General features: G+C 43.7%; 21 protein-coding genes and 1 tRNA gene. 13 read left to right on the top strand and 9 right to left on the bottom strand.

Translation table 11 applies throughout. The features are described 5' to 3' along the window. The first annotated feature begins 86 nt into the window (after positions 1 to 86). The 5 genes from argG to BW928_RS00780 all read left to right on the top strand — a co-directional run bounded on the left by argG (position 87) and on the right by BW928_RS00780 (position 4,335). Positions 87 to 1,433, top strand: a complete 1,347-nt coding sequence (gene argG, locus BW928_RS00800; protein WP_143821436.1) for an argininosuccinate synthase — start codon at positions 87 to 89, stop codon at positions 1,431 to 1,433. 414 nt (positions 1,434 to 1,847) lie between these two features. Then, the gene (gene pyrC / locus BW928_RS00795) at positions 1,848 to 2,909 is read left to right on the top strand and encodes a dihydroorotase (protein ID WP_076554343.1); all 1,062 of its coding nucleotides are present in this window, start codon (positions 1,848 to 1,850) and stop codon (positions 2,907 to 2,909) included. Continuing rightward, positions 2,906 to 3,574 carry a ribonuclease T gene (gene rnt / locus BW928_RS00790; protein WP_076554342.1) on the top strand — a complete coding sequence of 223 codons (669 nt, stop codon included), beginning with the start codon at positions 2,906 to 2,908 and terminating at the stop codon, positions 3,572 to 3,574. The genes pyrC and rnt overlap by 4 nt, the downstream gene beginning before the upstream one ends. A 19-nt stretch (positions 3,575 to 3,593) precedes the next feature. Continuing rightward, positions 3,594 to 4,082, top strand: a complete 489-nt coding sequence (locus tag BW928_RS00785; RefSeq protein ID WP_076554341.1) for a YajQ family cyclic di-GMP-binding protein — start codon at positions 3,594 to 3,596, stop codon at positions 4,080 to 4,082. A 177-nt stretch (positions 4,083 to 4,259) separates the two neighbouring features. Continuing rightward, positions 4,260 to 4,335 (top strand) — tRNA-Glu (locus BW928_RS00780). A 170-nt stretch (positions 4,336 to 4,505) separates the two neighbouring features. Here the strand turns inward: BW928_RS00780 and BW928_RS00775 are convergent. From BW928_RS00775 to ffh, 7 genes are all read right to left on the bottom strand, one after another. Further along, entirely contained in the window at positions 4,506 to 6,095 is a 1,590-nt protein-coding gene (locus tag BW928_RS00775; RefSeq protein WP_076554487.1) for an inorganic phosphate transporter, read from the bottom strand. A 165-nt stretch (positions 6,096 to 6,260) separates the two neighbouring features. Then, the gene (gene ubiA, locus BW928_RS00770; protein ID WP_076554340.1) at positions 6,261 to 7,184 is read right to left on the bottom strand and encodes a 4-hydroxybenzoate octaprenyltransferase; all 924 of its coding nucleotides are present in this window, start codon (positions 7,182 to 7,184) and stop codon (positions 6,261 to 6,263) included. A gap of 1 nt (position 7,185) precedes the next feature. Continuing rightward, on the bottom strand, positions 7,186 to 7,437 hold the full coding sequence (locus tag BW928_RS00765) for a hypothetical protein (RefSeq protein WP_076554339.1): 252 nt from the start codon (positions 7,435 to 7,437) through the stop codon (positions 7,186 to 7,188). A 55-nt stretch (positions 7,438 to 7,492) separates the two neighbouring features. After that, positions 7,493 to 8,296, bottom strand: coding sequence for a class I SAM-dependent methyltransferase (locus BW928_RS00760; RefSeq protein WP_076554338.1), 804 nt, complete (start codon positions 8,294 to 8,296; stop codon positions 7,493 to 7,495). A 23-nt stretch (positions 8,297 to 8,319) separates the two neighbouring features. After that, positions 8,320 to 9,162: an undecaprenyl-diphosphate phosphatase gene (locus tag BW928_RS00755; RefSeq protein WP_076554337.1), complete on the bottom strand. Its 843-nt coding sequence runs from the start codon at positions 9,160 to 9,162 to the stop codon at positions 8,320 to 8,322. A gap of 58 nt (positions 9,163 to 9,220) precedes the next feature. Then, positions 9,221 to 9,895 (bottom strand): tRNA (adenosine(37)-N6)-threonylcarbamoyltransferase complex dimerization subunit type 1 TsaB, encoded by a 675-nt coding sequence (tsaB, locus tag BW928_RS00750; protein WP_227516515.1) that lies wholly within the window; start codon positions 9,893 to 9,895, stop codon positions 9,221 to 9,223. A gap of 79 nt (positions 9,896 to 9,974) precedes the next feature. After that, entirely contained in the window at positions 9,975 to 11,507 is a 1,533-nt protein-coding gene (ffh, locus tag BW928_RS00745; protein WP_076554335.1) for a signal recognition particle protein, read from the bottom strand. 255 nt (positions 11,508 to 11,762) lie between these two features. On the opposite strand from ffh, the gene BW928_RS00740 reads away from it, so the two are divergent. The 4 genes from BW928_RS00740 (at position 11,763) to BW928_RS00725 (ending at position 18,230) form a co-directional block, all read left to right on the top strand. Continuing rightward, positions 11,763 to 12,554: a cytochrome C assembly family protein gene (locus BW928_RS00740; RefSeq protein ID WP_076554486.1), complete on the top strand. Its 792-nt coding sequence runs from the start codon at positions 11,763 to 11,765 to the stop codon at positions 12,552 to 12,554. 85 nt (positions 12,555 to 12,639) lie between these two features. Next, entirely contained in the window at positions 12,640 to 12,948 is a 309-nt protein-coding gene (locus tag BW928_RS00735; protein WP_076554334.1) for a YbeD family protein, read from the top strand. A 41-nt stretch (positions 12,949 to 12,989) separates the two neighbouring features. Further along, positions 12,990 to 14,315: an exonuclease SbcCD subunit D C-terminal domain-containing protein gene (locus BW928_RS00730; protein WP_078309867.1), complete on the top strand. Its 1,326-nt coding sequence runs from the start codon at positions 12,990 to 12,992 to the stop codon at positions 14,313 to 14,315. A 15-nt stretch (positions 14,316 to 14,330) separates the two neighbouring features. After that, complete coding sequence (locus BW928_RS00725) at positions 14,331 to 18,230, top strand: SbcC/MukB-like Walker B domain-containing protein (protein ID WP_076554333.1); 3,900 nt, start codon at positions 14,331 to 14,333, stop codon at positions 18,228 to 18,230. 39 nt (positions 18,231 to 18,269) lie between these two features. Here the strand turns inward: BW928_RS00725 and BW928_RS00720 are convergent, their stop codons facing one another. Then, positions 18,270 to 19,226, bottom strand: coding sequence for an AEC family transporter (locus tag BW928_RS00720; RefSeq protein ID WP_076554332.1), 957 nt, complete (start codon positions 19,224 to 19,226; stop codon positions 18,270 to 18,272). A gap of 57 nt (positions 19,227 to 19,283) precedes the next feature. Beyond that, a complete protein-coding gene (gene mnmG / locus BW928_RS00715; RefSeq protein WP_076554331.1) occupies positions 19,284 to 21,179 on the bottom strand; it encodes a tRNA uridine-5-carboxymethylaminomethyl(34) synthesis enzyme MnmG in 1,896 nt (631 codons plus the stop codon). Between the two features lie 174 nt (positions 21,180 to 21,353). On the opposite strand from mnmG, the gene BW928_RS00710 reads away from it, so the two are divergent. The 4 genes from BW928_RS00710 to petA all read left to right on the top strand — a co-directional run bounded on the left by BW928_RS00710 (position 21,354) and on the right by petA (position 23,707). Continuing rightward, complete coding sequence (locus BW928_RS00710; RefSeq protein ID WP_076554330.1) at positions 21,354 to 21,548, top strand: NF038104 family lipoprotein; 195 nt, start codon at positions 21,354 to 21,356, stop codon at positions 21,546 to 21,548. A gap of 241 nt (positions 21,549 to 21,789) precedes the next feature. After that, on the top strand, positions 21,790 to 22,221 hold the full coding sequence (gene rplM, locus BW928_RS00705) for a 50S ribosomal protein L13 (protein ID WP_076554329.1): 432 nt from the start codon (positions 21,790 to 21,792) through the stop codon (positions 22,219 to 22,221). A gap of 9 nt (positions 22,222 to 22,230) precedes the next feature. Next, positions 22,231 to 22,617: a 30S ribosomal protein S9 gene (gene rpsI / locus BW928_RS00700; protein ID WP_076554328.1), complete on the top strand. Its 387-nt coding sequence runs from the start codon at positions 22,231 to 22,233 to the stop codon at positions 22,615 to 22,617. A gap of 505 nt (positions 22,618 to 23,122) precedes the next feature. Next, positions 23,123 to 23,707, top strand: a complete 585-nt coding sequence (gene petA, locus BW928_RS00695) for a ubiquinol-cytochrome c reductase iron-sulfur subunit (RefSeq protein ID WP_076554327.1) — start codon at positions 23,123 to 23,125, stop codon at positions 23,705 to 23,707. Positions 23,708 to 23,719 lie beyond the last annotated feature (12 nt).

Below are 23,719 nucleotides of genomic sequence, written 5' to 3'. Positions count from 1 at the left end.
TTATAAAATATCCACGCAAACTCATGACAAGTGGCCAAAAAATGCTATAATTTGCGATATTTATTTTCATTGTTAATCAAGGGTATATCATGACAAACGCAACCATCTTGCAACACTTACCTGTCGGCAAAAAAGTTGGCATCGCTTTCTCTGGCGGTTTGGATACTTCTGCCGCCCTTTTATGGATGAAACAAAAAGGTGCCGCCCCCTACGCCTATACTGCCAATTTGGGTCAGCCAGATGAAGATGATTACAATGCCATTCCAGCCAAAGCCACAGCATACGGTGCGGTAAAAGCACGGTTAATTGACTGTCGCCAACAACTTGCCCAAGAAGGCATTGCCGCCATTCAATGCGGTGCGTTTCATGTCAGCACAGGCGGTATGCCATATTTTAACACCACGCCTCTTGGTCGTGCGGTAACAGGCACGATGCTGGTATCGGCAATGCGTGAAGATGATGTCCACATCTGGGGCGATGGCTCAACCTACAAAGGCAATGACATTGAGCGATTCTATCGCTATGGCTTGCTCGCCAATCCTGAATTAAAAATCTACAAACCTTGGCTGGATCAGACCTTTATTGATGAATTGGGTGGTCGTGCCGAGATGAGTCAATTTTTGATTGACAATGGCTTTGATTATAAAATGAGCAAAGAAAAAGCCTACTCAACCGATTCTAATATGCTCGGTGCAACTCACGAAGCAAAAGATTTGGAGCATCTGGATGCCAGCCATAAAATCGTTGAGCCAATCATGGGCGTGCGTTATTGGGACGAATCGGTCGCAATTGCAGCCGAAACCGTCAGCCTAAGTTTTGAAGAAGGCATGCCTGTCGCCATCAATGGTGAGCGTTTTGATGATTTGGTGGCGTTGATTTTAAAGGCCAACGAAATCGGTGGTCGTCATGGACTTGGCATGACAGATCAAATCGAAAATCGCATCATTGAGGCAAAATCTCGCGGCATCTATGAAGCCCCCGGCATGGCACTGCTGCACATCTGCTATGAGCGATTGGTAACAGGCATTCATAATGAAGATACCATTGAGCAATATCGCATCAATGGCCTGCGTTTGGGTCGCTTGCTGTATCAAGGTCGCTGGTTTGATTCTCAAGCCCTAATGCTGCGTGAAACTTCTCAGCGTTGGGTGGCTCGTGCCATCACAGGTACGGTTACGCTTGAGTTGCGTCGTGGCAATGACTACAGCATTCTAAACACCGAATCACCAAACCTAACTTACGAAGCCGATCGTCTGTCTATGGAAAAAGTGGAAGATGCTGCCTTTACACCGCTTGATCGTATCGGTCAGCTTACCATGCGTAATCTTGACATTGCAGACACTCGCCAAAAACTTGGGCTGTATGCTCAATCAGGGCTGCTGGGGCTTGGCGAAGGCAATACCGTGCCAAGACTTGAACAAAACAACAAATAAACCCATGCCACATTCCCAATCAACCGATTGGGAATTTTTTTGTGCAAATTATTAAGTTTATACAAAAATAATAGCATACAGCCCAAAATGACAATAATTGCACAAATCACTGACTGTGCGGTATTTAAGATTTTTGCAATAATGATAATTTTATTAAAATTTTTTGAAATTTAAATTTATTTTAATGGTGATTTGAGCTGAATAAATTTATAAATTTGGCTTTGCGGTAATTTTTAAAAATACAACGCTTGGGCTTGGTTTGCCCCTTATTTATTATCATCATGCCAATCAAATCGGCATGGTAAGGGGCAGTATCAAGCCAACAAATCATCATCGGCACTTGACAAAGATGGCAATTGCTAGAATAATTAAGGACTTGGCAATTGATTTATTTATCTTGGAACAAGTTTACTCATGACAACCACATTAACAATCATTCAGCCAGATGATTGGCATATTCATCTGCGTGATGGTGCTGCACTTGCCACCACAGTACCGCATGCGGCGACAAGCTTTAACCGTGTGATTTGTATGCCAAATCTTACACCCCCTGTCAAAACCGCCGCCCAAGCCATCTCTTATCGTGAACGCATTATGCAGGCTTTGGCAGACAGTGATATTGACAAGGCACGCAAAGCAGCTTTTGATCCACGCATGGTGCTGTATCTGACCGATCATACAACCGCAAGTGATATTGACGATGCTGTCGCCACAGGCATTATCTCCGCCGTCAAGCTCTATCCTGCTGGTGCAACCACCAATTCAGCCGATGGGGTAACTGATATTCTGGCACGGGCAGAAGTTTTTGACGCCATGCAAAAACACGGACTGCCGCTGCTGGTACACGGTGAAATCACCCGCGAATCCATAGATATTTTTGATCGCGAAAAGCGTTTTTTGGACGAAGTGCTACAAAAAATCATCAGCACTTTTGCCGAGCTAAGAATTGTCATGGAGCATATCACAACCGCTGATGCAGCGGACTTTTGTCTGGCTCAGGGTAATCATATTGCTGCCACCATTACACCGCAGCATTTATTGTTTAATCGCAATCATCTGCTTGTTGGCGGTGTTAAGCCTCATTATTACTGCTTGCCTATTTTAAAGCGTGCCGTGCACCAAAAACGACTGCTGGAAGTTGCCACCAGTGGCAATCCGAAATTTTTCTTAGGCACAGATTCAGCACCACACGCCACCAGCACCAAAGAAGCCGCTTGCGGTTGTGCTGGTTGCTATACCGCCACGCACGCACTGCCGCTGTATGCAGCTGCTTTTGAGAGCGTAGACGCACTTGATAAGCTAGAGAACTTTGCCAGTGTTTATGGTGCCAAATTCTACGGCTTACCAACAAACACCAGCACCATCACCCTAATCAAAAAACCACAAACCATTGCGGCAAGCTATCCATATCTGGAGACTCAGACGCTCACGCCACTGCTTGCAGGTGAAACAATTGCTTGGCAGGTTGCCCAATGAATGACACAGCCCCCCTTGGCATCGCCAATCGTTTTCGTGGATTTTTGCCTGTGGTTGTCGATGTCGAAACCGCGGGATTTAACGCCCAAACTGATGCCCTGCTTGAGATTGCTTGCGTGCCGATTTTGATGGACGAGACAGGCAAACTGTATCAAGGCGAGGTGCTAAATGCCCATATTGAACCATTTGCAGGGGCGAACCTTGAGCCTGCCGCCTTAAAATTCACAGGCATCAATCCAGACAGCCCCATTCGCAAAGCAATCAGCGAGGACGAAAAAACTGCCTTACGCCGTATTTTTAAGGCATTAAAAGCCATCAAAAAACAACACGGCTGCCGTCAGTGTATTTTGGTGGGGCATAACGCACATTTTGATTTGGGTTTTTTGAATGCTGCCATTACACGCACCAACAGCAAAAACCACTCACCCTTTCATGCCTTTAGCGTGCTGGATACCGCAAGTTTTGCCGCTTTGGCGTATGGGCATACGGTGCTGGCACGCAGCTGCATGATGGCAGGCATTGAATTTGACAACAGTCATGCACATTCGGCAGTCTACGACACCCAAAAAACCGCTGAATTATTTTGCCACATTGTCAATCACAGCACCCTATTACCCATAGCAGACAATTTATCCGAACAAACCAACGATACCGCTGCCATGTAGCAGCACCAAGGAGATAACCATGCCATCTTTTGATGTTGTATCAGAATTACAGACCTTTGAAGTCAAGCACGCCGTACAAAATGCCGAAAAAGAAATCGCCACTCGCTTTGATTTTAAGGGCAGCGATATTCAAATTGAGCTGAACGAAAAAGCAAAAACCATCACCATCACCACTGATAATGACTTGCAGGCAGATAATGTGTATGCCATCTTAGAAAAGCAGCTCATCAAACGCAATGTAGATTTGCAATCGCTTGACCCACAAGAAAAAACCCAATCAGGCAAACACATCAAGCAACTGATTAATCTAAAAGACGGTCTGGATGCTGACAGTGCCAAAAAGATTGCCAAAGCCCTCAAAGAATCTGATTTGAAGGTTGCTACCAGCATTCAAGGCGACAAAGTGCGTGTTAGCGATAAGAAAAAAGACAATCTGCAACTTGCGATGGCATTATTAAAACAAAAACAGTTTGGCGTGCCGTTGCAATTTAATAATTTTAAAGACTAAAACGCCAAGCAGCAATGATATAAAAATTATTTAAATTCAATGACTTATAATATTTTTGTTGATTTTTTTCTTTAGCTGCTTGACGATTTTTAAAAATTTGCTATAATAACGCCACTTTCGGTTAAACGGTGAAAGCGTCGAAAGTTGGTAAAGCAAGCAATTGACTTTACATACTGTGTCCCATTCGTCTAGAGGCCTAGGACACCGCCCTTTCACGGCGGTAACAGGGGTTCGAATCCCCTATGGGATGCCACTATTCCAGACACGCTCAAGTCATTGATTTGAGCGTGTTTTTATTTATTGATGATTGCTTGTCATAAATAGTGATAAAATTATCCGTCTGACTCAAGCCCACCTACCATACATAACTTTTCTTGACGCAAAATAAAAGCCCTGATTTTCAGAGCTTTTATCACAAACCATTTATAAAAATTTGGTCAGAAGCATAAATGAAATCGCACTGATACCTGCGGCAGCTGGCAAGGTGATAACCCACGCCAAGCCAATGGGTCGCATCAGTCGCCAGTTGGTATTTTTGTTCACCAAGCCAATGCCCAGTACCGCCCCAACCAAAATATGGGTACTTGATACAGGAATGCCCAGACTTGAGGCTCCCATCACCACCGCAGCGGCGGCAAGCTCGGCAGCAAACCCTGATGCTGGGTGCATTTCGGTCAGGTTGGTGCCAACCGTCTGAATGACCTCTTTGCCAATAAACCACAGACCAACAATCAATGCCACGCCAAAAGTTACCATCACAGGGCCGGGTACACTCGCTTGTGCCTCAATGGCATTATTTTTGATGACATCCATGATGGCAACAAAGGGGCCGACAGCGTTGGCAATGTCATTTGAACCATGGCTGAACGCAAATGCACACGCAGTAAATACCTGCATCCAGCTAAACATCACAAATGTTGCCTTGCCCAAATCTTCTTTGTGCTTGCCACGAATGGTCTTGGTATAGATAAATGCCGTCAGCCATACCATCGCACCCAGCATACCCATCACCAGCCCTGCTTGCAAGGTTGATAATGTCAGCCCTGTATTTGCCAAGCCCTTAAACACCACCATCGCAGTCATAATCACAGCACCCAAAGCCGCAATCAATGGCACCCATGTTTTTAGTGCTTTTAGGGTGTCAATATTTTCTCGCTTACGCTCCAAATCATACAATGAGCGGTAGTATTCGGTTTCCAAATCCTCACGCTGACAATCGCTGTCTTTGTAAACTTCCTGATCTCGTAGCATGGCATTGGTATATGGCAGTTTTTCCACCTCGCCCAATTTTTCAAAATACTCTTTTTGTTCACGCTTGAGATTTTTTTTCTGGGCTTTAATCGCCTTGACAACCACCTCAACCTTATCATTGTACGCCAAGATATTTTTCTTGATAATGCTATACAGCACATAAGACAATGCACCGCCCAGCACAGGAGAGACCACCCAAGAGATGGCAATATCACGGATTTTTGACCATTTGACGGTCGAAAAAGCAAGCTCGGTACCGCCGATACTAATCCCCAGTACGATTGAGCTGCCGACAATGCCGCCAATGATGGCGTGTGTGGTGGATACAGGCAGACCACGCTTGGTTGCGAATAATAACCAAAATGCCGCCGCAATCAATGCTGACAACATCAGGTAGATAAACTGACTCGGCGAAACACCCAGCTTGCCGATATCAACAATGCCACTACGGATAGTATCTGTTACCGCCGCACCTGCCAGCACCGCTCCTGAAACCTCAAAAATAGCTGCAATCGCCAGTGCTTGCGTAACGGTCAGAGTGCCTGCACCAACAGAAGTGCCAAATGAGTTGGCAACATCATTACCGCCAATGTTAAACGCCATAAAAATACCAAAAAAGCTGGCGACCATAAACAGCCCAACTTGTTGGTATAGCGTATAACCAAGTCCCCACTGAATAAAATAAATACTCATACCAATCAGCAGCAATGCAAAAAAAGCATTTGCCGCCATCGGTGTTGTTTGTTTTGTTGAATTTACCATAAATCCGCCAAAGTTTATAAAAAGCCAACTGTAATCATCAAACCCAAAACACAGCTGACATGATTGGTTTTGTGCCAATTATAAGTTGGCAATATGACAGTTTAATGACATTTTGCCACAGTTACAAAAGTTTTCTTGTGCGTGGCTAAAGGTAAGTTTTATTAATTAATTTTGCAACAGCCATTTAATCAGCAATATCAGCGTAACACAAAAAACATATCGCCCCACCCAAGCATTTTGGCGAAAGGCACGAAAACACGCCAGCCGCTCACGAGTGGCAATTGCGCGATACTGCCCAAAAAACATCAGCATCAGAGGTACCATCAGCCACAGCAACTGCAGCTTGCTGATAATGCCTGCAAAATACCGCCAAAATACCACGGTCATCAGCACCACAAACGCAGTATTTAATAGCACAATGATTAATACATCATGGCGACCAAACAAAATTGCCGTGGATTTGACGCCAATTTTTTCGTCATCATCGCGATCGCACATGGCATAGGCGGTATCATACGCCACCGTCCAGCACATATATGCAATAAACAGCAGCCAAGTATTAGCATCTGTATGTCCTTGCACTGCCACATAGGCCATCGGTATCGCCCAGCCAAAAGCCGCCGCCAGCACCAATTGTGGCAGATTACTAAAGCGTTTTACAAAAGGATAAACAAATGCCAACAGCACCGCCACCAATGCCCAATAAAAAACCGCCACTGGCAAAAATACCAGCAAACAAGCCGCCAGCAATGACAAAGCAACAAAAGTATATACTGCCGTTGTTGCCGCCAGTCGCCCATCAGCCAATGGTCTGCCTAGCGTTCGTTTAACCTTGCCATCAACCTTGCGATCGGCAAAATCATTGATGGCACAGCCTGCAGCACGCATCAGTACCGCCCCCAAGGCAAAAATCAGCACAATCTTAACATCAGGCACCCTACCAATACCAACAAATGCCAAAATCACCGCCCACAGCGTCGGATATAACAACAGCTCCGTGCCAACAGGCTTGTCAAAGCGAATCAGCTGCAACCACGCCACACATTTCTCTTGCAGGCTCATCGGCAGCTTGGTATGGTGATTTTTCATACTATTTACCAGCAGCCAACAGATACAGTTGCATTGCCTGCTGTAGGCTTAGCTCAGGGTACTGCTGACGGATTTGCTTAATCGCTTGGATTTTTGGCAGATGCAATTGTGCTTTGGCAAAAGGCAGCCATTCGTCTTTTTTTAGAGCAAATAAGCTATCTTCAAGTTTGCGAATGCGTTTTTTATAGCTAAAATTTTGCAATAAAATCAATAAAGTTACGACAAGATATGCCCAGATAATCCAATTATTCATTAATCACCTTTTTTATGTTTTCAATAAACTTATCATATCAGCACCCATCGCCCCATCAGCAGCATGATGATTCATATCTATCAAAGCGGATTGCTGCATTTTGTACGCTTTGGGTTGGCGTTCGCCCTGCCAAATACGGTGCATGGATTGGGCGTTTGACAATCAAGCGACCCGTTGCCGACAACTGCTGCATGGCACGACAAAATAGCACTTCTTCATCATCGGCTGTCGGCGGTTTTGCCAAATCGTGCAGAAGCTGCATTTGCTTGCCGACTTTTGCTTTGTAGCTGTCCTTTGGGAACATGGGGTCAAGATACACGCAATCATACTCACCCGATAGCTGTGTGCTGTCTTGGTGAATGATCTGAATGCGACCAAGTAGCCCTTGCCAATTTTGTACCGCCAGCATCAGATGATATTCATAAAGAAGCAGCAACGCCATCACAGGGTGTGATTCGCACAAAGTAGTCCGTGCCGCCGCACTTGCCAATAGCAAACCATCATGCCCAAAACCTGCCGTGCCATCAAGCACGCTCATCTGCTGTGTTATCTTGCACGCTTGTAGCAGCAATTCTGATTTGCGTCCAGCACTGACAATGCGATGCGTCAATGACTGCCAATTGAGCGATGATTTGACAACCTCACCATCAGCACTTTTAATCAGCATTGGTGTATTTTTGATAATAGCAAGAAAAGGCGTGTTATAATTTTCATAATATCTTGATAATATTTTATCATTAATCTTAATATTATCAACCCTCTCAACGCCCAACTGCAATCCCAGTGCGTGCTTATCATTCAACTGCCACAATGTATCAATGGCAGCACAATGCTCGTTGGTAATAATAGGTATCAACACGGTCGTATCTTCTAAGCAGCTTCTCAGCTTTGAATTTGATAATTAAAGCCAAAAAACGCAACGAGCACCACCACGCCCGTCAAGATACGCAAATAAGCAAAAATCATAAAACCTTTGCGACTGACCCACGATACCATCAGGCGAATACACAGCAAAGCAACCACAAAAGACACCACCGTTCCCAAGCCCAGCACCACCCAATCACTGGTACTGGTCAAGCTGTCTTTGTATTTTAACAAGTCAATCAAAGCCGCCCCGATGATTACAGGAACACCCAAAAAGAACGAAAACTCTGTTGCTGCCTTGCGAGATGCACCAAGCAGCAATGCACCAATGATGGTAGCACCAGAACGAGAAGTGCCAGGTATCAATGCCAAACATTGACACAAGCCGATTGCCAATGCAGTCTTAAAGCTGATATTTTCTGCTTCGGCTGCACGAACGATGCGAGGGTTTTTTTCTGCATAGATGATAATCAATGCCCCGATAATCAGCATGGCCGCCACCACCAACGGATGAAACAATGTTTTGGTGATAAAATCAGCCGCCAAAAACCCCACCAACATCACAGGAATGGTTGCGATTATCAGCGATATGCCAAGCTGTCTGGGATTGGCAAGCCCTTCGGCACGCCCAGTAAGCAGTCCCATAAAAGCATGCCACAGCCTACCCCAGTAGTCATAAATTACCGCCAAAATCGCACCCAGCTGAATAAATACGATGAACAAATTACGCAAATCACCCTGCAAAAAATTCATCAAATCAGCTGACAAAATCAAATAGCCAGTGCTTGAGATGGGCAAAAATTCTGCCACACCTTCAACGATGCCCATAATAATGGTTTTGATGAGTAATACAATATCCATAAACACCTTTTATTGCTCGCACTGGCTTATGCCATCATGCTGTGATTGCCGCAAAAAACTACACTTTGCCCTGCTCGGTTAGTGTTTTCCAAGCATTGTCCCGAAGATAGACAGGCAAGGCTTGTGCAGCAGTGGTTGCACCACCTTGTTGATAAATGCCAACAGCTTGGCGAGCGATATCTACTGCGGTTGGGTGAATGCTGACACGCTGTGCATCGGCACGCACCAACTCGCCACCATCACCAACAATGACATCAGCCGCTACCTGTTCGCCATAATCCAATAAATACTCGTTGCCATGCGGGTTGTTATCCTCGTTTATGGCATTGATTTTGCCATCTTGGATAATAAACTGTCCAGCATAGAGCTGATTTTGTCGTGCATCAATCAGTGCCACAATACGACTGCCGTCAGCATAACTTGCTGCTTGTTGTGCCGTATCAGCAAGCACGGCAAGGCTTGAAACACCAACGCATGGCAACTGTGCTGCCACAGACAATGCCTGCACCACCGCTGTGTTAATGCGAATGCCGCTAAACGCCCCCGGCCCACGATTAAATGCCAAGCAATCAATCGCTGACAAAGATAAACCCGTGGCAGAAAGTGCAGCCTCTATCATCGGCAAAATCACCTCTGTCTGCCCACGATCTGTTGGCAGTGTCTGTTGGTACAACACCTGCTCATCATCACAAATTGCCACAGAACACTGCCCAAAGACCGTGTCAAATGCCATAAAAATCGCCATAATTTCCGCCAATTACTCGCACAACGACAAATCAAAATACAGATTTATTAACTTATTCTGATAATACTTAGAATCGTTTTTTAAAATTTGGCGGCATTTGCCCTTGTAGCTGCTGCATTTTTTGTTGCATTTCTTCCATACTTGGCAAATTATTTGGATCCAGCCCCATTTGCTGCATTGACTGTTGCATCTGTGCCATATCGGTCGCTGTGGCATCTTTGTTACCAAATAATGGGCCGCCTGACATACCTTTTGCCAAGCCCTGCACCGCTTTCATCATTTTGCTGATACCATCAGGGCGGCTGATCATTTTCATCATTTTTGCCATCTGTTTGTGCTGCTTGAGCAGACGATTGACATCTTGAATCTGCTTGCCAGAGCCTGCAGCAATGCGGCGTTTGCGGCTTGGGGTGATTTTGTCAGGATTTTGTCGCTCAAACGGAGTCATTGAGTGAATCAGTGCCTCCATTTCCTTAACCTTCTCTTCAGGCTTCGCCTCTTGCATGGCTTTTTGGATATCCGCGCCGCCAAGCCCCGGCATTTTGTCCAAAAATCCTGCCATGCCGCCCAAATTTTTCATTTGCTGAAATTGGTTTAACAAATCCTCAAGGTCAAATTCCCCGCCTTTTTGGATTTTTTTCGCCATTTTTTCGGCTTGTTCGCGGTCAATTTTTTGCTCAACTTCCTCAACCAAACTTAGCACATCACCCATGCCAAGGATTCGCTGGGCAATGCGTTCAGGGTGGAACAGCTCCAAAGCGTCTAGCTTCTCGCCACGACCCAAAAATTTAATCGGCTTGCCTGTGATTGCACGCACCGACAACGCCGCACCGCCACGAGCATCGCCGTCAGTTTTGGTCAAAATTACCCCTGTCAAAGGCAAAGCATCATTGAACGCCTTGGCGGTATTTGCCGCATCTTGACCTGTCATACTATCAACCACAAATAAGGTCTCAACAGGCTCTACCGCTGCTGTCAATGCCTTAATCTCTGCCATCATCTCATCATCGATGTGCAGGCGACCTGCCGTATCAATAATCAAAATATCCTGATATTGTAGCCTCGCCTGTTCAATGGCACGGCGAGCGATATCAAGCGGATTTTCATCACTTTGCGATGGTACAAAACTTGCTCCGACTTGCACCGCCACTTGCTCCAACTGCTTGATTGCTGCAGGACGATAAATATCAGCCGATACCAACATCACCTTTTTGTTGTGCTTGTCTTGCAAAAACTTCGCCAACTTACCTGCTGTGGTTGTTTTACCCGCTCCTTGTAGGCCTGCCAACAGATATACCATCGGTGGCTTGGCTGTCATTTCAAGGCTCTGATTGGCACTGCCCATCATTTCGCTTAGCTCATCATAGACGATTTTGACAAATGCCTGACCGGGTGCCAATTCTTTTAGCACTTGCTGCCCCAAAGCCTCTTGCTTAACCTTTGCCACAAAATCTCGTGCAACTGGCAAGGCAACATCCGCCTCAAGCAGTGCCATACGCACCTCACGCAAGGTATCTTTGATATTATCCTCGGTCAGCTGCCCTGTGCCTGCGATATTACGAAGGCTGGTCGAAAGTCGTTCGGTTAAAGTGTCAAACATAATTTTTCCATGATAATAAGTTTGATGATTTGTCAAATTGATTGCGGTTTTTGAGATAATTGACAAAAACTTATCGCATTTGACAAAACTTGGCTACAAATACCTGCTATTTTATGCTAAATTAGGCAAATATTCCAATTTAATTGCATGATTGCTGACAAAAATCTTTATTTTAACCATAACTGGTTATTAATTGAGTTATTTTATCATGTTGCTTGCTGTTCTTGCCATCATTTCACAACCAAAGGGGCGATTGTGCTGCTGATTTTTTTACTGTGTCTTGGTATTTATACAGGTGTTGGCTTATATTTGGCTCATGCACTGATTCAGGACACGCCGATTCACCAAGGCATACTGGGACTGCTTGTCGTTGCCATTTTGTTACATGGCTATGTGCTGTATCCAGAGATTATCACGCTTTATGGGCTAAATTTTAACCTGTTTAATACGCTTAGCCTGACTGGCTTATTCTTTGTGCTGTTTTATGTGTTATTTGCTTTATATCGTCCGATTTTAAGCCTTGGGATTTTGGCAGTGCCTGCTGCGTTGGCGGGGGTGAGTTTGGGTTATTTTGGCAAAGTTGCCTATGAGCCTTTGACCAATTTATCCACCAGTTTGCAGGTGCATATTTTATTGTCATTTGCTGCTTATTGCGTGCTTTTGATGGCGGCAGTACAGGGTTTGTTGCTGCGTTTGCAAATCCGCGAACTAAAGCATCAAAGCATTCACCGTTTTTGGGTAAGTCGCCTGCCTTCATTGCAAAGCATGGAAAGTTTGCTGTTTGATATGGTGCTGACAGGTTTTGTTATCCTAAGCATTGCTTTAGGGCTGGGCTTTGTGGCAACTTATGATATTTTAAATCAGCATTTGGCACACAAGCTGTCATTTAGCATTGCCAGCTGGTTGGTTTTTGGCGTGTTGATTTTTGGGCATTATCGCTATGGCTGGCGTGGCAAGCGTGCGGCGAATTTTGCCATGTACGGCTTTGTTTTGCTGGCGGTTGGTTTTATTGGCTCAAAGGCGGTCATTGAATTTTTACTTAACTAAGCAAGGCTCTTTAAATTCCAAAAATCCACCCCATTTAACCGATAACTTTGCCAGTTTTGGCACTCACAAACAGCTAGGAATATTTATGCAAGATAACAATACCGCCGTGCCAACACGCACCGAAATCCAAAATCCAGAACTGTGGCATTTTCCGATGGACTATCCAATGAGCATTATCGGTCATGAGGGTCATCATGAAGATTTGCTTAATGAAGTCAAACTGATTCTGGCAGAGATTTTCCCCAGCTTTGACCATGCAACCATTCAAGTCCGCCCCTCTCGTACGGGCAGATTTCACTCGCTACGAGTCAATCTACACTTGCAATCTGCCGATGAGGTCAATCGCTTATACACCGCTTTGGACAAAGCAAAAACCGTGCGTACCGTTGTTTAAAATCAAGTCAAGACCGTGTTTATGCGGTCTTTTTTACCATTATGAATGTCTTTAAAACCCACCTCGTTCAACAAAGCCAAACGCCAGCTTTACCACCCAAGCCCAAAGATGCACTGCGTATTTTGCACACTTCAGATTGGCATTTGGGCAAATTATTATACAATCAGCCCCGTTATCATGAATTTGCCAATTTTTTAGATTGGCTACAAGATTCCTTGGTGGAGTTCGAGGTTGATGTTCTGATTGTTGCTGGTGATATTTTTGACACCATGGCCCCAAGCAATCGTGCCGAGCATCTGTATCATCAGTTTTTGGCAACTGCCTTTAAAAGACACATTAAGCACATAATTATTGTCGCTGGCAATCACGATTCACCGACCAGCCTACAAAAAACCAAAGAAGTCTTGGGTGTGTTAAATACCCATGTTGTTGGCAGTATCAGTCAAAACATGGCGGACGATATCATCACTCTGTACGATGATGACACGCCACTTGCCATTGTGATGACAGTTCCTTATCTTAGGGATCGTGATGTGCGTGGCAGCATCGACCCTGAGCAAGTCGAACATCATGATAAATTACTCCTATCTGCGGTTGCTGATTATTATCATTCATTAGCAAAACTTGCCAAAAAAAGACAAGATGAATTAAAAAAAACTTATCAAATATCCGTACCAATCATCGCCACAGGTCATCTGTATGCCGCAGGTGCATCGGTCTCATCGGCTGATGATGGTATGAGAGATATTCAGATTGGCACATTGGGACAAATCAGTGCTAGCATCTTTGACGATACAATAGACTATGTGGCACTTGGACATATTCACGCCGCCCAAAAAGTTGGCAAGCAGGAGCGTATCCGCTATTGCGGCTCGCCGATTGCGATGGGTTTTGGTGAAATTGGTCGGCAAAAACAAGTTTTAATTATTGACATACATAAAGAAAATAATGATAAAAAACAACTATCTATAAACAGCTTGCCCGTGCCAATTTTTCAGGGACTTGCCAAAATTGCAGGTGATATGACCTTTATCCAAAACTGTCTTGATAAGCTAAAAGCCACCCAGCAAGAGGTTTGGCTGGAGATAGAATATACAGGCGAAACATTAATCGGCAACCTAAAGCAACAAATTGATACCCTGCTTGATGATAGCAAACTGGTTGCCATCAGCATAAAAAATAAAGCACGCCACCAAGGCAGCTTACAAGCAGCAGTATGGATTGATAACCCAAAAAATCTCGATGAAATGGATATTTTTCTTAAGCGACTTAATAAAGAAAAAATAACAAATGAAGACAAAGAACAGTTAATTTTAGCTTATCAAAGTTTACTAAAATCATTACACGAACAAGACGGAAATGCTTGACACTGGTGGTTATTGATGAAAATTTTAAAATTAATTTTTGAGAATATCAACTCAATAAAAGGCAAATGGCAAATCGATTTTGAAGATGAAGCCTTCAACAACCATGCTTTATTTGCCATCACAGGGCCGACAGGTGCTGGCAAAACCACCATCTTGGACGCAATCTGCCTTGCTCTATATGGCGAAACCCCTCGCCTGAATATCTCAGCAAACCAAAATGAACTGATGAGCATCGGTACTGCCACAGCCTCAAGCACGGTAATTTTTCGTGCCAATGGCAAAATCTACCAAGCCAGCTGGTCGCAGCGTCGTGCCAAACAAAAAAGCGATGGCAAGCTGCAAAATATCCATCGTGAAATCAGTGAGTTAAGCCACAGTCAAGACAACAAGGGCAAAATTTTAGAAGAAAGAGCAAGTCTGGTTGGCAAAAAAATTGAACAGATTTTGGGCATGAATAAAATGCAATTCACCCGCTCTGTCATGCTGGTACAAGGAGAGTTTGCTGCATTTTTGCAATCCGATGCCAGTGAACGAGGGCAGATTCTTGAGCAAATCACTGGCACTCAAATCTATGCCAAAATCAGTCAAGCCGCCTTTGAAAAACACAAACAGCAAGTAAATATTTTAAAAAATCTACAAGAAAAACTTGGCGATATTGATATTTTGAGCGAAGAAGAGTATCAAAAGCTCAGTAACGCCCTGCAAGAAAATCAGCAAAATAAAAGCAAACTTGAGGCAGAATTAAGCAAGCTAAGCGATTCGTTAAAACTTGTCGAAGAATATGACAATTTACAAAATCAAGTGGCGGTTTATAAAGATAAAGTTAATAAAATTCAGCAAGAGCTTGAGGAATTTTCTCCCAATCAATCAAGGCTCAACCTTGCCAAAAAAGTTAAGGAATATACGCCAATCTATCAAGCATTGCAAGAATACCAACAAGCGTGCGAGCAAAAAAATGCTGAACTTATTATTCTTAATAATGAACTAAAAAACTTACAAGAAAATCTAAACAAAAATCAGCAAGATTACCAAAACAGCCAGCAACAGCTCGCACAGCTAATGGCAGCATACGAACAAGCCAAACCCATGCTGGCACAGGCTCGCTCACTGGATAAAGAGATAACAGCACTACAGCATGAGCAAGCCAGCCAACAAAAAATCTTAACAGATTATCAATATCAGCAAACAAATATTGACGACCAATTGCAGCAAGCACTGGCAGAGCAAGCCCAACTGACAGAAAAAACACAAGATACCAAACAGCAAATTAACCAACTGCAATCAGAAAATTTATCAGAAAAATTAAATACTTACAATCAATATCGCTCTCAATACACCACTTTAATTAATACCTTGCAACACACGCATACGCAGCAGCTCATTGATCGCAAAAAACTGCAAGAAAATCTAGCCAAGTTAAATCAATTACGCAGCGATTATCAAAAAACCAAGCAAGCAAAACTAGGCCAGCTTGAACAAAGTCATCAAACAAAAACAAAAATCATTAATTTACTAAAACTTAATAATAAGGACTACGCAGATGGTAAGCTGCGCCAAATATTCACAGAAAAACAAGAAGAGCTTAAGACAAGCACTCACAAGCTATACCTGCTTGAGCAAATTTATCAACTGTATCAACAGCAAGCAAGCATGCAAGATGAAATCAATCAAGCCAAGCTAGAACAAACAAGACTAAAGCAAAAGGAGCAAGAGATTACCAATGCTTTGGCTGTAAGTAAGGAAAAATTAAAAAAATCCAAAGAGTTATGGCAGATGAGCCAAGCAAATTTTGACCTTTGCAAGCAAATTCTGGCAATGAAAAAGCAGCTTGAACAGCTAAAGCAAGGGGATCGTTGCCCTTTGTGCGGTAGCACCGATCACCCTTACAAATCACAGCCAGAGCGTGTTAATGACTTAAAAGCCGAAGTTGCCGAGCAGCAATTACACGCACACACCAGAGAATTTGAGGAAATCAGCACGCTGCATGGCGAACAATCTCAAGAGTTGCACAGCATCACAATCCACCTAGAAAATAATTATAATAAATTAGAAAATCTAATCAATAAACTAACAACAAGCACCCAAGAAAGTGATAAAATTTGGGAGAAAATTCATCAGCAATTTACAACGAAACATCAGGCGGACAAAGATGGTATTGAGCGACTACTTGAACAAACAAGCAATGACATCAAACAAACCGAATTGATGCTCAATAAGGCAAAAATGCACTTTGATGAACTCTATGAGCAAAATAACGAACTGACAAAACTGCTGACAAATCTGGCAAATATTCAGCAAAATGGTGAAACGCTTAAGCAAGATACTGATATGTTGCTTAAGCAAACCAATCAAAACCACTTTGAGCTTAGCAATAACACAATGCCGAGCTTGTTGCAACTTGTGCAACAAATTTGGCAATTTCACCACGAACATCAGGCAGAAAAAAACGATTCCACCGAGCTACTACAAGCACTAAAGATACATCTAAATGACATCACGCCTAAGGATTTGCCAGTTGATATCGATACAATATCACCCAATCAGCCGCTGTCTGATATCATTAACCTACCTTCGGATATTGATAATTATTTATTAAGTAAAACAAAACAATATTTTGAAAAAACCCATGCCGAACTTAATGCCAAGCTCGTAGATTCCGAAACATTAAATCAACTACTAAACCAACAAAAAAATAAGCTAAGTTATCTAAATGCTAAGATAAAAACACTAGAAAATCAATTAGCTGTAAGCAAATCAACTTATGACAAACATCAATTGCTTGTTAATTCTACCGCTCAGAATCTAACTGTGCTTATTGAGCAGCGAAAGCAATTATTAAATGCTCAAAATGCTGACAAGGTGGACGATGATTATCAATCAAAAATTAACAATAAACGCAGCGAAAAAGAGCAGATTTTACAAAAGCTACATCACGATACCACAAACCTACAGGCAAATCAGGCGTACATCAGCAGCAACGAAAAGGCACTGACAGACCTTGGTACAAAACTTCATGACACCAAGCAGCGATTTGCTGAAGCATTAAATCAGCTACAGCTGACTGACGAGAATGCGTTTTTGGCAGCGCAATTACCCGATACAGAGTTACTATCATTACAAAACCATTCAGAAAATCTGCACAATCAATTGAATCAAGCGGAGATATTTTTGGCAGATAACACAGAAAAGCTATCAAAAATCAAACAGGATTATCCGCATATTGATAAATTAAACATTAATAATATTCAAGAAAAAATACAAGAAATTCAACAGCATCTTGCCATTACCAACCAGCAAATCGGCACGCTGCTTGCAAGCCAAGAACTGGAAAATAAAAACCGAAATCAACAACAAGATTTATTATTAAAGATTAACAATCAGCAACAAGAAAACAGTATTTGGGAAAAATTAGATCTGCTGATTGGCTCAGCCGATGGCAAGAAATATCGCAATTTTGTACAAGGGCTGACGCTTGATATGGTGCTGCACCATGCCAATATTGTCTTGAGTAAAATGACCGATCGCTATCTACTTAGTTTTGACGGCGACCATAGTAAGTCATTGGAAATTCTGGTGATTGACAAACATCAAGGCGATGCGGTGCGTAGCAGCAAAAACCTCTCTGGCGGCGAAAGTTTTATCATCTCGCTGGCGTTGGCACTGGGTCTGGCACAAATAAATAGCCAAAATGTACAAATTGAATCGCTGTTTTTGGACGAAGGATTTGGTACGCTGGACGAGGCAGCACTTGATTTGGCACTAAATACCTTGTTTGAGCTGCAACAAAGTGGCAAAAGCATCGGCATCATTAGCCATGTTGCCAGCCTAAAAGAGCGCATTGATACCGAAATTACCGTAGAAAAACAGGCAGGTGGTAACAGTACGCTCTCTGGTGCTGGCGTTTGTAGATTGTGATAAGTGGCGGGCAAAGCTAGGCAGCGTCTATCAATCAATTTATGCCCAGCCAAGCATTCTTAAGACCGCCATACCCACCGCCATGCCAATCATGCCAAAAACGGTGGTAAAACCCAAAATATTTGCCGCCAACACATCGTTGCCGCCCATTGCTTTTGCCATGACATAGCTTGCTGCCGCTGCAGGACTTGCCACCATCAAAAACAGCACGCCCATTTGCATTGGCGATAAAGCAAATAGCCAACCAATCAGCACCGCCGTCAAAGGAGCGATAACAATTCGCCCAAGACTTGCCTGCATCGACAACCCTGATGGACTGAGCATCGATTTCATATCCAAAGTTGCCCCTGCACAAATCAACGCCAATGGCAATGCCACCGCCCCGAGCAGACTGCCTGTTTTTTGGATAAATTCTGGCAAAGCTGGCAGAGCAAGCCCCTTATAAATAAACGCAGCAACCAAAGCGATGATTAAAGGATTTTTGGCGATGGTTATGGCGATATTTTTTATTTGCACCATCAGACCGCCTGTGGTTTTTTTGGTGCGTGATAGCGTAATCACCGCCAGCACATTATACAAAATGGTAATCACGCCCATATAAACCGCACCGATGCCAAGCCCTGTTTTGCCATAAGCATTGGCAACGGTTGCCAGACTAATGATTGCCATGTTGGAGCGAAATACGCCCTGCACAAACACCCCTTTATCAGCAACATTTGGCACGAAGCATTTGGCGTACAATTCTGCCAAAATAAACAACAGCAAAGTGCTAATCGTCCCTGCGGTTAATAGCACCGATTGGCTGGCAATTTGTGCCTCGCTGCCAATGACGCTAAAAAACAGCAAACAAGGCAAACAGTAATTAAAAACAAGGTTTGAGGCTGTCTCAACAAAACCATCGCTGACTTGCATTCGTCTTTGCATAAAAAATCCCAAAGCCATTAATAGCAAGTTTGGCATGGTGATTGATACAGCAAAGATGACGGCCGCCAACATAACAATACCCCAAATAAACTACCAATTCAAGTCAATCAAAGCAAGCAACATGACTGATTATTTTAAGGCTTGCATTTTTTGTAACTTCTTAATCGTCATGGCAAGCAGGCTCACCGCCGCAGGGGTAACGCCACTGATACGGCTTGCCTGCCCAAGTGTGGCAGGTCTGATATGGCTAAGTTTTTGGACAATTTCATTAGAAAGCCCAGATACTGCCTGATAATCAAAATCCATCGGCAAAGGCGTGTTTTCAAGGCGTTTGATTTGCTCAATTTCGTCATTTTGCCGCTCAATGTATCCTGCATATTTTACAGCAATCTCAATTTGCTCACCAACTTCGGCAGCAACCGTGCTGTCTGACACTTTGGCAATGTCAGCAAAGCCGATATTTGGACGCTTTAATAAATCCAGCAGTGTATTTTCTTTGCTTAGCATCTCGCCTGTATTTGCCATGAACGCCTTGCCGATGGCGTTGTTTGGCGTTGCCCAAATCTCTGTCAAGCGAGCAGTTTCGCTGGCAATATCTTCCATTTTTTGGTTAAATTTTGCCCAGCGTATTTCATCCACCAGACCCAATTTGTATCCGATGGCTGTCAGACGCTCATCGGCATTATCCTCACGCAACAGCAGGCGATGCTCGGCACGGCTGGTAAACATACGGTATGGTTCATTGGTGCCATGCGTGATTAAATCATCAACCAACACGCCCAAATAAGCCTCGTGTCGTTTTGGTGTCCATGCCTCTTTTTGCTGCACCGCCAAGGCTGCATTCGCCCCAGCCAACAAACCCTGTGCTGCCGCCTCTTCATAACCTGTTGTGCCATTGATTTGCCCTGCAAAATACAGCCCATCAATTGATTTGGTCTCAAGTGTTGGCTTGAGATTTTGTGGATCAAAATAATCATATTCAATGGCATAACCCGGTCTTGTGATATGAGCATTTTCAAGCCCACGCATACTACGGATAAATGCCACCTGCACATCAAATGGCAGGCTTGTTGAGATGCCATTTGGGTACAATTCATGCGTTGTCAGCCCTTCAGGCTCAATAAAAATCTGATGGCTATCTTTGTCAGCAAAGCGGTGAATCTTATCCTCAATAGAAGGACAATATCTTGGTCCAACGCCTTCGATTTTGCCACTAAACATCGGACTTCTGTCCAAATTGGCACGGATAATCTCATGCGTACGCTCATTGGTGTGCGTAATATAACAAGGAATTTGTCTAGGGTGCATGGATACATCACCCAAATAACTCATCACAGGCAAAGGCGTATCGCCCTCTTGGACTTGCATGACCGAAAAATCCACCGTGCGTGCATCAATGCGTGCTGGCGTGCCCGTCTTTAGCCGACCGACTGGCAGCTTTAACTCACGCAAACGATCTGCCAAGCGAATCGCTGGCATATCCCCTGCCCGACCGCCGCTTTGGTGCTGCAAGCCAATATGAATCACCCCACCCAAAAAAGTCCCAGAAGTCAGCACCACCGTATGCGTGTTAAAACGCACGCCAGTTGCAGTTACCACAGCGACCGCTCGGCCATTTTCGACAATGACATCATCAACCGCTTGTTGAAACAGATCCAGATTTGGTTGATTTTCTAGCACATGGCGAATTGCTGCCTTGTACAAAATACGGTCGGCTTGAGCCCGTGTGGCACGCACCGCTGCTCCTTTTCGGCTATTTAACACACGAAACTGAATGCCTGCCTTGTCCGTTGCCAGTGCCATCGCACCTCCCAAGGCATCAACCTCACGCACCAAATGCGATTTGCCAATGCCGCCAATGGCAGGGTTGCAGCTCATCTGACCCAAAGTTTCAATATTATGCGTAATTAGCAAAGTCGCCACGCCCATGCGAGCTGCTGCAAGTGCCGCCTCCGTGCCAGCATGACCACCACCAATGACAATCACATCATAAGTCTTAGGATAAGTATAAGTGCTTGTATTCATTCAAGATTTCCGATTTTTATCGCTTGTTAAATTTGTCAGCGACATAAAGCCAAATAAATTTGGCGTTATTTTAGCACAGTTTTATGACAAATTCGCCCACTGATAAACAAACCTTGCCAATTGCATTTTTTGTCATTATCGCTTATTATAAGTCTTTTGCTTATTGATATTATCATGAAAATTATTCGCCTGCTTATTATCACAGCCACCTGTTTATTGCTGTCTGCCTGCGTGCATAAAGTTGTTACCACCCCTGCCAAAATCGCCTACAAAACCACCAAAGGTGTCGTCAAAGGCGGCATCGCTGTCGGCAAAGCCATCACAGGCAAAAAAGACAAGCAAGACAAAAAAGAAAACGACAAAGAATAATCCACCGCACACAAGGATTATTTGAACTCACCAGCTTGCCGATTGTGATTGCCCTGCCAATAATAAAATAGCAGTCAATTTTAAAAATTTAAAAAACAGTTGCACAATGCCAGCATAATTTGGTAAAATGGTCGCTGTTTTTTGAGAGCCCTTCGTTTCCCAACTCCAAAAACAAATAAAATCAAGCCATGCTTGAGATTTTTATTTGTATTACTCTCAAACTCAACTAAATAGGTTTTATATGACTACTACTATCAGTGCCAAGCCTGCTGAAGTTGTACATGACTGGTATGTCGTGGACGCTGAAGGCAAAACTCTAGGTCGCCTAGCTTCTGAAATTGCTTCTCGTCTGCGTGGCAAACACAAGCCATCATACACACCGCATGTAGATACTGGCGATTATATCGTTGTTATCAACGCTGACAAAATTGCTGTAACTGGCAAAAAAGCTCAGGACAAAAAATACTATCGCCACACTGGCTACCCAGGCGGCATCAAAGAAACCAATTTCACCAAACTGCTTGCTCACAAGCCTGAAGATGTATTGTTCAAAGCCGTCAAAGGTATGCTACCAAAAGGTCCTTTGGGTTATGCAATGATTAAAAAGCTAAAACTGTATGCAGGTAGCGAACACCCGCACACAGCTCAGCAACCTCAAGTACTAGACATCTAAGGAGACATTATGGAACGCAATTACGGCACTGGTCGCCGCAAGACTTCTACCGCTCGTGTTTTCTTGTCTAAAGGCACAGGTAACATTGTTGTAAACGGTAAATCATTGGACGAATACTTCGGTCGCGAAACTTCTCGCATGGTTGTTCGTCAGCCACTAGAGCTACTTGAACTAACCAACAGTGTTGATTTGTATATCACTGTTGTTGGTGGTGGTATTAACGGTCAAGCAGGTGCAATTCGCCACGGTATCACTCGTGCATTGATTGAGTCTGACGAAAGCTACAAACCTGCACTAAAAGCAGCTGGCTTCGTTACTCGTGATGCTCGTGAAGTTGAGCGTAAAAAACTTGGTCTACGCAAAGCACGCCGTCGTCCACAGTTCTCAAAGCGTTAATACCGTTTTGGTTGTACAAAAGCCCTCATTTGAGGGTTTTTGTTTTTTTAATCAAAACACACAAGCCTCACCGCCCTCTTTATTACACCAATCACCCTCACAATTTAAATAGCACCTTATCACTTCCGCCAAGCCTAGCTAATATTCTAAGAAAATTTTGTACTTTTGTGCAATTTTTCATCAAACAATGCAGAAAAATTTCTTAAAATATGGTAACATTGTAGCGATAAATTTTTAGCAAAATAGTTGCTTTTTATAGATTTTATAAATTGATAAGTTAATATTATTTTATAAAATTGACTTTTTTATCAAATCAACAAAAATTTTATGACTTTTTTTGCCAACTTTGTCGCTGAACAATTTCTTTTATTACAAAAATAGCTTAAAATAGTCATATTAAATAAACATAGGCACAGCAAATGTGGTTGTTGTGATAAATTGTTTCTCATAATAGCCACACACCCAGTATGGGAATATCCCCATTCTTTCTCTGGAGGAAATTTTAATGAGCCATGCCGAAGGCGTGAATGTGAAACGCCGTAGAGTCCTTATCGCAACCACCGCCGCCATCGGTGCGGTTGGTGTTGGTGCGATTGCCACTCCATTTGTCAAATCTTGGTACCCAAGTGCCAAAGCCGAAGCAGCGGGTGCAGCTGTTACCCAAGACATCGCTGGCATTGAGCAAGGTCAAATGGTTACCCTAAAATATCGTGGCAAGCCAATCTTTGTCGTCAAACGCACCGAAGAAATGGTGGCAAATCTAAGCAAAGTTACACCCAAACTTAGCGATCCAAATTCTGAAGCCTCCGTTCAGCCCGAAGACTGCAAAAATGAAACTCGCTCAATCCAACCTGAAATCTTGGTTGTAGAGGGTGTGTGTACGCATCTTGGTTGTGCACCAACATTCCGCCCTGAGGTCGGTGCGGCAGATTTGGGCGGTGCTGACTGGTTTGGTGGCTTCTTTTGTCCTTGCCATGGCTCGCTATATGACTTGGCTGGACGCGTTTATAGTGGCGTACCTGCCCCTACAAACCTACCAGTGCCAATCTATAGCATCGAAGGTACAATCTTGACCGTTGGGGAGGCTTAATCATGAGTATCG

Source organism: Moraxella cuniculi DSM 21768 (assembly GCF_900156515.1).
Classification (GTDB): domain Bacteria; phylum Pseudomonadota; class Gammaproteobacteria; order Pseudomonadales; family Moraxellaceae; genus Moraxella; species Moraxella cuniculi.
This window is presented reverse-complemented; position numbering and strand designations above follow the sequence as displayed.